This window comes from Streptomyces cyaneofuscatus (assembly GCF_042718795.1).
GTDB lineage: Bacteria > Actinomycetota > Actinomycetes > Streptomycetales > Streptomycetaceae > Streptomyces > Streptomyces cyaneofuscatus_A.
The window spans coordinates 158,355-172,149 of sequence record NZ_JBHXOX010000019.1; the positions used below are offsets into that span (position 1 = coordinate 158,355).

Annotated in this window: 15 protein-coding genes; 7 read left to right on the forward strand and 8 right to left on the reverse strand. The window is 73.1% G+C overall.

Features of this window, described 5'->3' with window-relative positions; translation table 11 throughout:
• Positions 1–59 precede the first annotated feature (59 nt).
• On the reverse strand, positions 60–1,013 hold the full coding sequence (locus tag ACFWRT_RS22560) for an aminoglycoside phosphotransferase family protein (RefSeq protein ID WP_380953789.1): 954 nt from the start codon (positions 1,011–1,013) through the stop codon (positions 60–62).
• A 238-nt stretch (positions 1,014–1,251) separates the two neighbouring features.
• Between ACFWRT_RS22560 and ACFWRT_RS22565 the strand changes: the two genes are divergently transcribed.
• Positions 1,252–1,899, forward strand: coding sequence for a lysophospholipid acyltransferase family protein (locus ACFWRT_RS22565; RefSeq protein WP_380953790.1), 648 nt, complete (start codon positions 1,252–1,254; stop codon positions 1,897–1,899).
• Positions 1,900–1,995: 96 nt separating this feature from the next.
• Positions 1,996–2,817, forward strand: coding sequence for a VOC family protein (locus tag ACFWRT_RS22570; protein WP_380953791.1), 822 nt, complete (start codon positions 1,996–1,998; stop codon positions 2,815–2,817).
• A gap of 26 nt (positions 2,818–2,843) precedes the next feature.
• Here ACFWRT_RS22570 and ACFWRT_RS22575 read toward each other — a convergent pair whose 3' ends face one another.
• The 4 genes from ACFWRT_RS22575 to ACFWRT_RS22590 form a co-directional block, all read right to left on the reverse strand.
• The gene (locus ACFWRT_RS22575) at positions 2,844–3,692 is read right to left on the reverse strand and encodes an endo alpha-1,4 polygalactosaminidase (RefSeq protein WP_380953792.1); all 849 of its coding nucleotides are present in this window, start codon (positions 3,690–3,692) and stop codon (positions 2,844–2,846) included.
• A gap of 73 nt (positions 3,693–3,765) precedes the next feature.
• Complete coding sequence (locus ACFWRT_RS22580; RefSeq protein ID WP_380953793.1) at positions 3,766–5,091, reverse strand: sensor histidine kinase; 1,326 nt, start codon at positions 5,089–5,091, stop codon at positions 3,766–3,768.
• A complete protein-coding gene (locus ACFWRT_RS22585) occupies positions 5,088–5,750 on the reverse strand; it encodes a response regulator transcription factor (RefSeq protein WP_380953794.1) in 663 nt (220 codons plus the stop codon). Before ACFWRT_RS22585 ends, ACFWRT_RS22580 begins: the two co-directional genes overlap by 4 nt.
• A gap of 66 nt (positions 5,751–5,816) precedes the next feature.
• Positions 5,817–6,752 carry a LysR family transcriptional regulator ArgP gene (locus ACFWRT_RS22590; protein WP_380953795.1) on the reverse strand — a complete coding sequence of 312 codons (936 nt, stop codon included), beginning with the start codon at positions 6,750–6,752 and terminating at the stop codon, positions 5,817–5,819.
• A 66-nt stretch (positions 6,753–6,818) separates the two neighbouring features.
• Here ACFWRT_RS22590 and ACFWRT_RS22595 point away from each other — a divergent pair, with 66 nt between their 5' ends.
• Positions 6,819–7,430 carry a LysE/ArgO family amino acid transporter gene (locus ACFWRT_RS22595; RefSeq protein WP_380953796.1) on the forward strand — a complete coding sequence of 204 codons (612 nt, stop codon included), beginning with the start codon at positions 6,819–6,821 and terminating at the stop codon, positions 7,428–7,430.
• A 43-nt stretch (positions 7,431–7,473) separates the two neighbouring features.
• On the opposite strand, the gene ACFWRT_RS22600 is transcribed toward ACFWRT_RS22595, so the two are convergent.
• Positions 7,474–8,112, reverse strand: a complete 639-nt coding sequence (locus ACFWRT_RS22600; protein WP_380953797.1) for a ScbR family autoregulator-binding transcription factor — start codon at positions 8,110–8,112, stop codon at positions 7,474–7,476.
• A gap of 226 nt (positions 8,113–8,338) precedes the next feature.
• Here ACFWRT_RS22600 and afsA point away from each other — a divergent pair, with 226 nt between their 5' ends.
• The 3 genes from afsA (at position 8,339) to ACFWRT_RS22615 (ending at position 11,048) form a co-directional block, all read left to right on the forward strand.
• Complete coding sequence (gene afsA, locus ACFWRT_RS22605; RefSeq protein ID WP_380953798.1) at positions 8,339–9,208, forward strand: 2-oxo-3-(phosphooxy)propyl 3-oxoalkanoate synthase; 870 nt, start codon at positions 8,339–8,341, stop codon at positions 9,206–9,208.
• Positions 9,209–9,322: 114 nt separating this feature from the next.
• Positions 9,323–10,183, forward strand: a complete 861-nt coding sequence (locus ACFWRT_RS22610) for an NAD(P)H-binding protein (protein ID WP_380953799.1) — start codon at positions 9,323–9,325, stop codon at positions 10,181–10,183.
• 178 nt (positions 10,184–10,361) lie between these two features.
• On the forward strand, positions 10,362–11,048 hold the full coding sequence (locus tag ACFWRT_RS22615; RefSeq protein WP_380953800.1) for a ScbR family autoregulator-binding transcription factor: 687 nt from the start codon (positions 10,362–10,364) through the stop codon (positions 11,046–11,048).
• Positions 11,049–11,057: 9 nt separating this feature from the next.
• Here ACFWRT_RS22615 and ACFWRT_RS22620 read toward each other — a convergent pair whose 3' ends face one another.
• Both ACFWRT_RS22620 and ACFWRT_RS22625 read right to left on the reverse strand, forming a co-directional pair.
• The gene (locus ACFWRT_RS22620; RefSeq protein ID WP_380953801.1) at positions 11,058–11,489 is read right to left on the reverse strand and encodes a GNAT family N-acetyltransferase; all 432 of its coding nucleotides are present in this window, start codon (positions 11,487–11,489) and stop codon (positions 11,058–11,060) included.
• A gap of 30 nt (positions 11,490–11,519) precedes the next feature.
• The gene (locus ACFWRT_RS22625) at positions 11,520–12,458 is read right to left on the reverse strand and encodes a helix-turn-helix domain-containing protein (protein WP_380953802.1); all 939 of its coding nucleotides are present in this window, start codon (positions 12,456–12,458) and stop codon (positions 11,520–11,522) included.
• A 153-nt stretch (positions 12,459–12,611) separates the two neighbouring features.
• Here ACFWRT_RS22625 and ACFWRT_RS22630 point away from each other — a divergent pair, with 153 nt between their 5' ends.
• The gene (locus ACFWRT_RS22630) at positions 12,612–13,652 is read left to right on the forward strand and encodes an NAD(P)-dependent alcohol dehydrogenase (protein WP_380953803.1); all 1,041 of its coding nucleotides are present in this window, start codon (positions 12,612–12,614) and stop codon (positions 13,650–13,652) included.
• Positions 13,653–13,795 lie beyond the last annotated feature (143 nt).

The window sequence follows — 13,795 nt, forward strand, 5'->3', positions numbered from 1 at the left end:
GGACGCCGACGCGGTGTCCGGGGCGTGCTTCAGGCCGCCACGACCGCCCCCGCGCCGGATCATCCGGACCGGTGTTCCAGCAGGGTCGCGGCGAGGGCGACCTGGGAGGGTTCCAGCGCCGTCCTGCCGTCCTCGATTTCCCAGAGGGCGTTCTGCAGCACCCGGCCGAGCGTCCAGCCGGCGGCCCGCCGCCGGTCCAGTCCGAGCGCCTCGGTGAGCTGGTCGAACCGGCGCAGCACCGGGTCCGTCACCCCGCCCTCCACCACCTTCTCCCAGCGGATGTCCAGGGCGGGCCACAGCTCGAACCCCGGGTCCCCGGCCAGCGGCTCGGGGTCGATCGCGAGCCACGGCTCGCGCTCACCGGCCAGCACGTTGCCGTCGTGCAGATCCCAGTGGAGCAGCCGGTCACCCGCCTCGCCGGTCAGTTCGGACACGGCGGCCGCACAGGTGCGTACGAGCTCCCGCTCCGCCGGATCACGCAGCAGCACCAGCGCCTCGGGCGTTCGCTCCACCATGGCACCGGCGATGTCGGCGAGCCGGCGCATCCCCGGCGGCGCGGGCACCGCCGACAGCCGCGCCATGAGCCCCGCCAGCACCCCCATCACCATCTCGTCGTCCGGCTCCGCCGACAGCGGGCGCCCCGCGTCCAGCCGCTCCAGCAACTGGGCACCCGCCACCGGATCGATCTCGATCAGCCGCACCACCCCGCCCCCGTCCCAGGCCCGGAGCCCGGCGGCCACCCCCGCGTTCTCCTCACCGGGCGGCTGGAGCTTGAGCACGGCGCGGGTCCCGTCCGCGCGGACCACCGGCAGCACCAGCCCGGCCATGCCGTGGGCGACCGGCCCGTCCCGGCGGAGCTCCCAGCGGCCCAGGAACTCGGCGGCCAGCCGGGGCAGCGCGGCCAGCCACGCCCGGCCCCGGGCATCGCCGGGGGACCCGTACGACGCGGCCAGGGCGTCCGGGACGTCGAAGGCGGGGGAGGGGACGGAGGGGATGGCAGGGACGGGGCTCATACGGGACAACTCCTCGGGGAACGCCTCCGCATCGAGTCAGGGAGGCACCATCGGCGACCCCCGCAGTCTGCCGCCGTGGCCGCACGCCCCGCGCACCCTTTTCCGCCGGGCAGGGCAGGAAGGCCGAGCACCACACCCACCCCCTGCTGAGTATCCGAACTCAGGTCCGATCCCCTCGCCGCCGCGACGATGAACCAGGTCACCCCGCCGACCAGGACCCCAGGACCCCAGGAGAACCGTGCTCAGCAACGTCGCAGCCGCCGTCATCCCTTGCCTCGGCCGCCTCACGGTCACCTCCGACCACGGCAGCGCCCCGGCCCCCGGCTCCATCATCGTCGCCAACCACACCTCCCTCGCCGACCCCGGCGTCGTCCTCGCCGCGCTACGGCGCCTCGACGTCGAACCGGTCGTCCTGGCCACCGCCGGCCTCTGGCGCATCCCGGTCCTCGGCCACCTCCTGGAGCGCGGCGGCCACGTCCCCGTACACCGCAACACCCACCGGGCGGCCGACGCCCTCGACACGGCCGCCGCCGCGCTCAGGTCCGGCCGCCACGTCCTCATCTACGGGGAGGGCCGGATTCCGCCGCGCACGGACGCGTCCGAGGCGCCGCCGGAGAGCTTCCGCAGCGGCCTCGCCCGCCTGGCCCACGCGTCCGGCGCGCCCGTCGTCCCCCTCGGCCAGGCCGGCGCCCGCCGGGTGACCTCCGGCTCGGTCGCCAAGCAGATCGCCGGGTTCCTCACCGCCCCCGCTCGCCGCCCCCGCCTCCACGTCCACCTGGGTGCGCCGCTGCACCTGCCCCCGGGCGTCGAAGCCGCGACCGCCACCGCCCGCGAAGCCGTCACCACCGCCTGGCGCACGGCCGCCCGGCACCTGGGGGGTGTCTGACCATCCCGCGTGGGCGGGCGACGCCCGGGTGGCGCCGGTGACCCGGGCGGCGTAGGTATGTAGGGCATGTTGTTCCGGCGAGGAGACGGATCGGCGATGACGGAGGCAGTGCGGACCACCCCTGTGCACGGCGTTCCCTGCTGGGTCAGTCTCATGACCCGGGACCTGCGCGCCGCCCAGGACTTCTACACGGCCGTCCTCGGCTGGGACTTCCGCTCCGGCACCCTGGGCGAGGGATTCACCGTCGCCCACGCCGACGGCCTGCCCGTCGCCGGGATCGGCCGCATCGGCCCGGGCCTGCCCACCGCCACCACCTGGACCCCGTACTTCGCCGTCGCCGACGTGGACGCCACCGCCGCCCGGGTACGGGAACGCGGCGGCACGATCGCCGTCGGCCCGCTCCGGCTCGGCCCCGGCAGAGGAGCCGTGGCCGCGGACCGCGAAGGGGCCGGGTTCGGCTTCTGGGAGGGCCGCACCCCGCCCTGGTCCATCGGCCGCGGCAGTGCGCCCGCCTCCCTCGAACTGCGCACCAGCCACGCCTTCGACGCCGCGATCTTCTACTCCGAGGTATTCGGCTGGGACCCCCACGACCCCGGCGGCTGCGAGGTCGGCTACGTCTACCAGCAGGACACCGTGGTCGTCCGCCAGGGCGGCCACACCGTGGCCACCCTGCGCGGCGGCGGCGACGGGGCGTCCCCCGACCCCCGGCTGCGCCCGCAGTGGCACGTCCGCTTCCGGGTCGACGACCTGACGGCGGCCACCGAGGCCGCGCGGAAGGCGGGCGGTGAGGTGTCCCCGCCGACCATCTCTCCGGACGACGGACCCGAGTCGATGATCGGCGACCCCCACGGCGCCGTCTTCACGCTCACCTCCCGCCGGTCACCCACAGCCCCGAGTGACCTGACCGGTCCCGGGTGACCTGACCTGACCGGTCCCGGTCCGTCTCAGCAGGTCCGGAAGACGTACCCCTGCTGCCCCGCCGGCCGGACGTCGAGGTCCCGCTGGACCACGGAGAGCTTCGCCCCCGCGGCGGAGCAGGCCTTGGAGAAGTCGCGGGCGGTGTATTCGATGACGAAGACCCGGTTGCCGTACGCGGTGGCGTAGTCGGCGCACTCGTCGTAGCGGCCGCACTCCTCCGCGACCGCGAAGTCGAAGCCGATGCTCTTGCGCTGGGCCAGCAGGTCGGTGGTGTTCTTCTGGCCGATCGCCAGCCCCGCCGTGTGCGCCCGCGTGGCCAGCAGCTTGGCGAACGCGGCGTTGTGCGCCTTGGTGAGCCGGCCCCCGGAGCGCTCGTACGAGTCGAGGTTGTCCGGCTCGACCGCCTGGAACCCGGACTTCGCGCAGCCGTCGATCCAGCCGCCGACGATCTTCGCGAGCCGGGTCCGCTTGGCGGCGGTCGAGGTGTCGAGCAGCGCCTCGCCCCACGCCTCGTCGTTGACCGGCTCGCCGCTGCGGTCGCGCAGCAGCAGGTCCGGGTTCTTCTTCTGCCACCAGTCCATCGCGTCCGGCTGGGTCTGGAAGGCGTTGACGTAACAGACGTTGTACAGACCGCGTACGGGCTGGGCGCCCCGGTCGCGCGAGAGCGCCTTGACCCCGGCGGGTGGGGTGTAGGCCCCGCCGATCTGGTAGTCGAACGTGGCGTTCGCCTTCGGGAGGACGACCTTCGGCGCGGGCTTGGCCGCGAACGCGCTGGAGAGCAGGAACCCGGCGCCGGCCGTCACGGCGACCCCGCCGGCCAGGGCCGCGAGGGTGGAGCGGCGACGGAGGAACGGGGTGGCGGCGTGCTGGGGCATGGGGAACTCCTGTGCGTGGTCTGCGTACCTGCCCCCGCATCATGGACGGCCGATCATGAGCGAATCGTGAGCGTCACCTCTCGCCCCTCCGCCTCCGCCGCGACCGGGCCGGCGCCAGCCGCAGCACGAACACCGCACCGCCGCCCGTCCGGGCCCGCACGGCCAGGGCGCCCCGGTGGGCGAGGGCCACCCGCCGCACCAGTGAGAGGCCGATCCCCGTACCGCCGCCCGGCGAGCGGAAGCGCTCCATCAGCTCCGGCAGCCGACCGGGCTCCACCCCCGGACCCCGGTCGGCGACCGCGACCTCCGGTCCGCGTACGGTCACCAGCAGTTCGGCGGTGCCCGGCTCCCCGGGCGTACGGCCATGACGTACGGCGTTGTCGAGCAGGTTGCGAACGGCCACCCGCACCAGCGCCGCGTCCGCGTCGACCACCGACTCCTCCAGCCGCAGCTCCAGCCGGTGCCCGCCCTCCGGCAGATCGGCGCACACCTCCTCCACGAGCTGGTCCAGCCGCAGCGGCTCGGCCCGCACCGACTCCACGGCGGCCTCCAACCGCCCCCGGGTCAGCAGGTTCTCCACCACATGGCCCATCCGGTCCGCCGCCCGCCGGATCCTCGGCAGATGGGCCGCCGGCTCGCCCGCACCGCGCTCGGCCATCTCCACCGAACCGCGCATCACCGCCACCGGCGTCCGCAGCTCGTGCGCCGCGTCGGCGAGCAGCCGCTCCTGCTGCTCCAGCGCCTGCCAGGCGGGCCGCATGGACCGCCCGGAGAGCACATGGCCCGTGAGCGCGGCCAGTGCGGTGAGGGCGGCGCACCCGAGGGCGAGGGAGAGGACCAGGCTGCGGTGCTCGGCCGACCCGTACGCCGGGTCCCCGACCGCGACGGCCGCACCCGCCACCTCGTCGGTCGCATCGTGCCAGAAGGGCACGGCCAGCAGCCGGACGGGACCGCCCGTTCGGTCGCGGGCCTCCTGCCGCATCGCCTCCTCGGTGCGCATCGCCGATCCCGCCGCCCGGGCGAGCGCCGTGGCCGGTACGTCGAACTGCTGGACGCTGCCCCGGAACACCACGGCCGGATCCCCGCCGGGCCGCTCCTCCAGCACCACGATCTGCGGCGTGCCGGCGGTCGCCTCGTCGTCGGCCAGGCCGTCGAGGCGGATGCGGTCGTCCTGGTAGTAGACGAGGGAGGCCGCGACCGAGGCCCGGCGGCGCATCTCGTCGTACTCGGCGGCCTCCCGCGACCGGTCGTCGGTGCGGATCACCAGCCAGGACAGGCAGCTCAGGCCGACGAGGGTGATCAGGGTGTACGCGGCGGTCAGCCGTAGCTGGAGCCGGCGCAGCCCTCTGCGGGCCGGGGAGCCGCGCCGCGCGGACCCGGCGCCTGCCGTCCGGGTCATGCCGCGCCCAGCAGGAACCCCTGGCCGCGCACGGTGTGCACGAGGGACGGGGTGCCGAGCTTGCGCCGTACGCCGGCGATGACGGCGTCCACCACATTGGAGACCGGGTCGGCCATCTCGTCCCAGCAGTGCTCCAGCAACGCCGTACGCGTGACGACGCTGCCCTGGTGCACCAGGAGCTGCTGGAGCACGGCGTACTCCTTGGGGCTCAGCGAGAGCAGCACCCCGCCCCGCCGCACCTCGCGCCGCGCCAGGTCCATCACCACGTCCGCGCAGCTCAGGAAGGCGGGCAGCCGCTCGGCCGACCGCCGGGTCAGGCTGCGCACCCGCAGGACCAGCTCGCGCATCGCGAACGGTTTGGCCAGGTAGTCGTCCGCCCCGCTCTCCAGCCCGAGCACCCGGTCGTCCAGGGCGTCCAGAGCGGTGAGGCAGAGCACGGGCACCGACCAGCCGGACCGGCGCCTGCTCTCCAGCCGCGTGAGGGAGTCGCCGGAGGGCAGCATCCGGTCCAGGACCACACAGTCGTACGCGGTCACGTGCAGCATCACGTCCGCCTCCGGCCAGTCGTCCGCACCGTCGACGGCGAAGCCCGCCTCGCGCAGCCCGGCCGCGAGCACCGCCCGCAGATCGTCGTCGTCCTCCACCAGCAGCACACGCAAGGAGACGCCTCCGGGTCTCTCGGGATGGCCCCCGGCGCTCCGGGCCCGGGGGACGGACCCGTCATCCTAAGGGTCCCGGTGAGCTGGCCGAGCGGCCCCGTCGAGCGCCTCGGCGGCCTCCGCCACCACGGCCTCGGCCACGGTCGCCAGGGCCGGTGAGTCCAGCTTCCACTGCTGCCAGTACAGGGGCACGTCCACGTGACGGTCCGGGGCGAGGGCGACCAGCCGGCCCGCGCGCAGCAGCGGGCGCGCCTGGACATCGGGCACCACGCCCCAGCCCATCCCGGCCACCACGGCGTCCACGAACCCCTCCGACGTGGGCACGAAGTGGCGCCGGGAGCCCGACCGAGGGCCGCATCCGAGCGCGCGGACGAAGGAGTCCTGGAGGTCGTCGCGCCGGTCGAAGTCCACCACCGGAGCGTCCGCGATCAGCTCGCGCAACGGGGTCGCCGTCCCCAGCCCGAGCCACCGCCCGGCGAAGGCCGCCGTCGCCACCGGCAGATAGCGCATCCGGCCCAGACTCCGCACCGAACAGCCGGACACCGCCTCGGGCGAGGACGTCACCGCCGCCATCACCAGCCCCTCGCGGAGCAGCGCGGCCGTATGGTCCTGGTCCTCCCGGCGCAGCTCGTAGCAGATCCCCAGCTCCTCCGGCACCCGCCCGAGGGCGGGCAGGAACCAGGTCGCCAGGGAGTCGGAGTTCACCGCGACCGTCAGCCGCGTCGGCTCGCCGGACCCCGACATCCCGAGGGCCGCCTGCGCGTCCTGCTCCAGCCGGGCCAGTTGGCGGGCGAAGCGCACCAGGACCTCACCGGACTCGGTGGGCCGGACCGGCTTCGTCCGCATCAGCAGCACCCGCCCGGTGCGCTGTTCCAGGGCCTTCACCCGCTGGCTGACCGCCGAGGGCGTCACGTGCAGGGCGTTCGCGGCCGCGTCGAAGGTGCCTTCGTCGACGACGGCCAGCAGGGTCCGCACCTGGTCGAGGGGAAGCTCGGACATCACACCGGCTAATGATACGTAAGGATCATTAGCTGTACACGTGGAGGGGATCTCCCTAGCGTCGGCACCATGACCAACGCTCTGACCACCGCGGCCGCCGGGTTCGGTACCGGCCTCTCCCTCATCGTCGCCATCGGCGCCCAGAACGCCCTGGTCCTGCGCCAGGGCGTCCGCCGGGAGGCCGTTCTCGCGGTGGTGGTCATCTGCGCCCTGTCCGACGCCGTCCTGATCGCCCTCGGCGTCGCCGGGGTCGGTGCCGTCGTCGTGGCCTGGCCGTCCGCCCTGACCGTGGTCTCCCTGCTGGGCGGCGTGTTCCTGATCGCGTACGGCGCCCTGGCCGCACGCCGGGCCTTCCGTCCGTCGGCCCTGCACCCGCAGGACGCGCCCTCCGGGGCGAAGCGGGGCGTCGTGCTCGCCTGCCTCGCCATGACCTGGCTCAACCCGCACGTCTACCTCGACACCGTCTTCCTGCTCGGCTCGGTCGCCGCCGACCGCGGCCCGCTGCGCTGGACCTTCGGGCTGGGGGCGATCCTCGCCAGCGTGTGCTGGTTCGCGGCTCTCGGCTTCGGTGCCCGGCTGCTCAGCGGGGTGCTCGCCCGCCCGTCGTCGTGGCGTGTCCTGGACGGGCTGGTCGCCGCGATGATGATCGGCCTCGGCCTGCGACTGGCCCTGACCGCCTAGGGACGACGTGCGCGAGCTCAGTACGCGGACGGGTTGCGCGCGCTCAGTACGCGGGGATGAGCCGGGCGAGGCGGGCGGTGCGGTCGGGGCTGAGGTCCAGCGCGGTGAGGACGGAGGGGGCGGCGATGCTGGGCAGGATGTGCCGCTGAAGCGTGATGTACCGCTGCTCCAGATCGCGGTAGTCGGCGAGGGTCTGGGAGACCGCCTGGATACCGGTGAAGGCCGCGACGTAGAGGTCGGCGGTCTCCGCGGGGTTGACGTGCGGGAGGAGTTCGCCGTTCTCTTCGGCTTGGGCGAGCAGGCCGTGGGTGGTCCGCTGCCACCGGAGGAAGGGGCCGGTGCGATCCAGGCCCTGGGCCTGCTGGTCCATGGAGAGACGGACACCGGCACGGGTGAGGAGACTGGTGTGGAGGCGGTGGCTGAACATCATCCCCATGTCCACGAGCTCCTGGAGCTTGAGGCGTTGGTCGGGGGTGGGCGGTGGGGGGTCCTGGGCCTCGATCACGCCGAGCGCCAGCTCCTCCTTGGACGGGAAGTGGAAGTAGAGCGCGCCTTTCGTCACTCCGGCGATCTTGAGTATCTCGGTGATGGTGGCGGCTTGGTAACCGTGCTTCTCGAACGTCTCGGCCGCTGCCATCAGGATGGCCTGGCGGGTGCGGATCGCCCGGTCCTGCTTGGCCATCCCTGTCTCCTTCGTCGGGCGGTGCCGGCTGTGAGGCCGGGCGGGCGGCTGGTGGGGATAGAAAAAAAACCGCTTAGTCTGTATCTTATCAGCGCGTGCGCACCGCAGGAACGGCTCGCCATCACATGACCCCTGGGGGGGAGTTATGCCAGAAGCAGCAGTGTTGACCGATCCTGTAACGGCGTCGGCCGAGGGTTCGGAGGCCCGAGTGGTGCATCCGGTGGGAATGGAACTGGTTCACAGGAGCAGGGCGGAGGACGCCTTTCCGCGCAAGTGGCAGCGGCTGGGGCCGGACCGGTTCCACGTGGAGGCGGTGCTTCCGCACGATCATCCGTTCTTCGCCCCCGTGGGAACGGACCGTCATGATCCGCTGCTGGTGACGGAGGCGATGCGGCAGGCGGCGATGCTGGCCTTCCACGCCGGATACGGAGTCCCCGTCGGCTACCACTTCCTGATGGCTGATCTGGACTACGCGACCCACCCCGATCACCTGGTCGTGGGCGGCCTGCCCACCGTGATCGACGTGGAGGTGACCTGCTCCGAGCTCAAGTGGCGCGGCGGGCTGCCGGTGCAGGGCCGCGTGGACTGGGTGGTGCACCGCGCGGGCCGGCTGGTCGCGACCGGTATGGGCGCGACGAGGTTCACCAGCCCCCGCGTCTACCGGCGGATCCGCGGTGGATCGGCGGAGCCGGGCGTGGCGATACCGCGGACGGCGCCGGTGGACCCCGCCCGGGCGGGGCGCGCCCGGGCTCAGGACGTGGTGCTCTCGGAGGGCTCCCGCGAAGGGGTCTGGGAGCTGCGCGTGGACACCCGTCACCCGACGCTCTTCCAGCGGCCCAACGACCATGTGCCCGGGATGCTGTTGCTGGAGGCGGCGCGGCAGGCGGCATGCCTGGCCGCCGGGGACGGTGGGTTCGTCCCCGCCGAGGGGCGTACGCACTTCCACCGGTACGCGGAGTTCGGCAGCCCGTGCTCGATCGCCGCGGAGATCCTGCCGGGCGGGGGACCGGGCGAGGCGAGGATCCGGGTGACGGGCAGTCAGGACGGCGAACCCGTCTTCGATACGGTCCTGTCGGGCCCGGTGGGGGCGGACTGAAAGCCCGGCCCATCGGCGCACGTGAGAGCTGAGAGTCCAGCCCGTCGGCGCACGTGTGGGCGGTGCGTCGCGGGTGGACGGCAAGCTGATGACGGTGTGTGAGGAGTACGTGGCGTGATTCTGGTGACAGGGGCGACCGGGACGATCGGCCGTGAGGTCGCCCGTCTGCTGGCGACCGCCGGCCCGGTGCGGATCCTGGCGAGGCGGCCGGAACGCGTGACGGTGCGCGGACCCGAAGTCGACGTCGTGGCGGGGGAGTACGGGGACCGCGCCTCCCTCGACCAGGCACTGCTGGGGGTCGACGCGGTGTTCCTGGTGACGAACAGCCCCACGGAGCCCCATGACGCGTGGGTCGCCGCCGCGGCCGCGGCGGCGGGAGTCCGCCACCTCGTGAAGCTGTCGATGATGGCGGTGGAGGAACCGGGCGCGGAGGACTTCATCACCCGGCTCCAGCGGGACAACGAACAGGCCATCAGGGAGTCCGGGGTCCCGTGGACCTTCGTCCGCCCCAGAACGTTCATGTCCAACACGCTCTCCTGGGCGAAGGGCATCGCATCGGACGGTGTGGTGCGGGCCCTCTACGGGCGGTCGCCGGTGGCGGCCGTCGATCCGCGGGATGTCGCGGCGGTGGCGGTCGCCGCCCTCACCGGTAGTGGCCACGAGGGACGGGCGTACGGGGTGTCGGGCCCGGAGGCGATCAGTGCGCACGAGCAGACGGCACAGCTCTCCGAACTGCTGGGCCGGCCGCTGCGCTTCGAGGAACTGCCCCTGGACCGCGCGCGAGAGGCGCTGCTCGCCACGTATCCGCAGCGGGTGGCCGAGGCGTTCCTGGAAAGCGCGGAGCGCCAGCGGGCAGGAGCCAAGGCGGCCGTGGTGCCCACCGTCGAGGAGCTGACGGGCCGCCCCGCCAGGTCGTTTCGCACCTGGGCCGCGGACCACGCGGAGTCCTTCGGCGCGGTCGGCCGCCCCGGATAGCGGCCCGGCGGCGGATGCGGGGACCGACCGCGCATACGTTCCTCTGGATATCAAACCGGTAAGTTGGTTTGATATTCCCCATGATGCTGCTTCACCGCTTCGGCGGAGAGCCCCCGGCCTTCGTGGCCCACGGCCCAGGGCCCTGTTCCACCCGCTTCTCCCTCCGGCGGAGGACACGGTGACCAAGCAGGTGCGCGCCGCGCGTACCCGCCGGGCTCTGATCCGCTCCGCGGCGATCGTGTTCGAGCAGCACGGGTACGGACAGGCCCGCGTGGCGCTGATCAGCTCCGGCGCGGGCGTCAGCACAGGAGCCCTGCACTTCCACTTCGAGAACAAGGCCGCGATCGCCGAGGCCGTGGTCGCGGAGGGGTCGCACGGTCTGCTGGAGGTGTCCAGCGCCATCCGCCGGAGGACGGACACGGCCCTGCAGACCCTGGTCGACACCTCGCACGCCCTGGTGGACCTGCTCGGCCGCGATCCGGTGACGCGGGCCGGATTCCGGCTCAGCTACGGCGGTGAGCGCGGCGGTGAACCAGGCCTGCCCGTGCAGTGGCAGGGCTGCGTAAGGGAGTTGCTCGACGAGGCGGCCGCCGTCGGCACCCTCGTGGAAGGCGTCTCCCGCACGGATGTCACCGCCGCGACGGTCGCCGCGACCACCGGGTTCGAGGTGCTCGGACGGTGCGACGCCCAGTGGCTGTCCGCCCGGACGCTCACCGGCTTCTGGCAACTGCTGCTGCCCTGCCTCGCCGCCCCGGATGTCCTGCCGCTCCTGGACCCGTCGGGGACCGTCGCGGCGACGGAAGCCATCGCCGCGGGCCGGCCCGAAACCGAGCCGTACGGGGCGGAAACGGCCACGCCGACCTGACCTCGCGGCTCAGCCCGCGCCCATCGAGCGGTACATGCCGATCGAGTCGTGCGCGGCGGTGTCGGCGAAGCCGAACTTCTCGTACAGGAAGCGCGCGGGCCCGTCCGCGATCAGCGAGACGTACGCGGTGGCGGGCGCCCGGCGTTCGAGCTCCTCGGTGAGCGCGGCCATGATGCGCCTGCCGAGCCCCCGGCCCTGGTGCGCGGGGTGTACGCAGATGTCGACCACCTGGAACGCGGTGCCGCCGTCACCGATGATCCGCCCCATGCCGATCGGTTCGCCCCCGTGGTGGAGGACCACCCCGTGCCACGTGTTGGGCAGGGCGATCGCGACCGCCTCGGGTGCCCTGTCGGAGAGCCCGGCGTCGGTGCGCAGACGGCGGAAGAGCTCGACGGACGGTACGCCCACCCGGAGCTCGTAAGGGTCAGTGATGCGTTCCATATGTTACACGATAGAGGAACGGCTGGGCGCCTATCCGGCCTGGCCCCGGCCCGCCCGGCCGCCCGGGTCGACCCGCTCCACATCCGCCCGCCGCGCGTCCGCACCCCAGCTCGCCAGCAGCCGCAGCGCCTCGGCCGAAGCGGAGTCCGGTTCCGCGTGGTAGGTCACCACGTACTGCTCCGGATCGTCCGGCAGATGCAGCGTCTCGTACGACAGGGCCAGGTCCCCGACGAGCGGATGCCGGATCAGCTTCGTGCCGTGCCCCTTCTCCTTCACGTTGTGCGTGGCCCACAGCCGCCGGAACTCGTCGTTCTTGACGGAGAGTTCACCGACCAGCGCGGAGAGCTGCGGATCGTCGGGGTGGCAGCCCGCGTACAGGCGCAGGTAGCTGACCATGTCCGAGGCCTTGGAGTCCCACTCCACGAACAGGTCCCGGTAGGCGGGGGAGAGGAACACCAGCCGAGCCCAGTTCCGCTCCTCGGGCGGCAGCGCACCCCAGTCGCCGAACACCGCCGCCGCCATCGGGTTCCAGGCGAGGATGTCGGAGCGGGCCCCGGAGACGTACGCGGGAACGCCCTCCAGGCTGTCCAGGAGGTGCAGCAGTCCGGTCCGCACCCGCTGCACCCGCGCCGGCCGCCGCTTCTTCTTGTGCTGCGCCGGCTTGGCCATGTGCGTCAGGTGCGCGTGCTCGGCGTCGCTGAGCCGCAGCGCCCGGGCGATCGCGTCGAGCACCTCGGCCGAGACGTTGCGCCCGTTGCCCTGTTCCAGGCGGGTGTAGTACGCCACCGAGACCCCGGCGAGCTGCGCCAGCTCCTCCCGGCGCAACCCCGGGACCCGGCGGGCCCGGCCGAACTCCGGCAGCCCCACGTCCTGCGGCTGGAGCCGGGCCCGCCGGGTGCGCAGGAACTCGCTGAGTTCGGCGCGCCGGTCGAGCGGCTCGGGGGCGGAGGGGCCGGGTGAAACGTCCATGGAACCCATTATTCCTGGTCGTACGCGGAGGAGCCTGTCCCCGCCAGTGGTAGGACCAGTGGACGTAGGCAAAGCGGTGACCTGGGTAAAAGCTGTGCGCCCCTTGATGCTGGGAGACGTTCCTACCGCATCACCCAGAGGAGAACCTCCGGCATGACCACCGTCGCCGCTTACGCCGCTCCCCGTGCCAAGGCCCCGCTGGAGCGCACCACGATCGAGCGCCGCCCGGTGGGCGAGTTCGACGTCCTGATCGACATCAAGTTCGCCGGTATCTGCCACTCCGACATCCACCAGGCCCGTGACGGCTGGGGCGAGGGCATCTTCCCGATGGTGCCCGGCCACGAGATCGCCGGAATCGTCACCGAGACCGGGCCCGGCGTCACCAAGTTCAAGGCCGGCGACCGCGTCGGCGTCGGCTGCATGGTCGACTCCTGCGGACGGTGCGACGCCTGCCTGATGGGCCGCGAGCAGCACTGCGCCGAGGGGAACACCCAGACGTACAACGCCCTCGACCGCAGCGGCGAGCCCACGTACGGCGGCTACTCGACGCACGTGGTCGTGACCGAGGGGTTCGTCGTCTCCATCCCCGAAGGCATCGCCCTGGACGAGGCCGCGCCGCTGCTCTGCGCCGGCATCACCACGTACTCGCCGCTCCGGCGCTGGGGTGCGGGCCCCGGCAAGAAGGTCGCGGTCATCGGTCTCGGCGGGCTCGGCCACATGGCCGTCAAGATCGCGCACACCCTCGGCGCCGAGGTCACCGTCCTCTCCCAGTCCCTGCGCAAGAAGGACGACGGCCTCAAGCTGGGCGCCGACCACTACTACGCGACCAGCGACCCCAAGACCTTCGAGGAGCTGGCCGGAACCTTCGACATCATCCTCTCCACGGTCTCGGCCCCGCTGGACTTCGGCGCCTACCTCGCCCTGCTGCGGACGGACGGCACCCTGGTCAACGTGGGCGCACCTGAGGAGCCGATCTCGCTCAACCTCTTCTCGCTGATCGGCGGCAACAAGTCGATGGCGGGCTCCGCGATCGGCGGCATCGCCGAGACCCAGGAGATGCTGGACTTCTGCGCCGTGCACGGCCTCGGCGCCGAGATCGAGGTCATCGCGGCGGACCAGGTCAACGAGGCGTACGAGCGGGTCCTCGCGAGCGACGTCCGCTACCGCTTCGTGATCGACACCGCGACGATCTGAGCGATCCGGTCAGTGGCTGTACGCCGTGGGGCGGGGGGCCCCGGGCCCGGGGGGGGGGCCCGGGGGGCGGGGGCCCCCGGGGGTAAAACCCGAGGGGGGGGCGGGGGCCGCCCCCGCGCCAACGAGGGCCGGCGGAGGCGCCG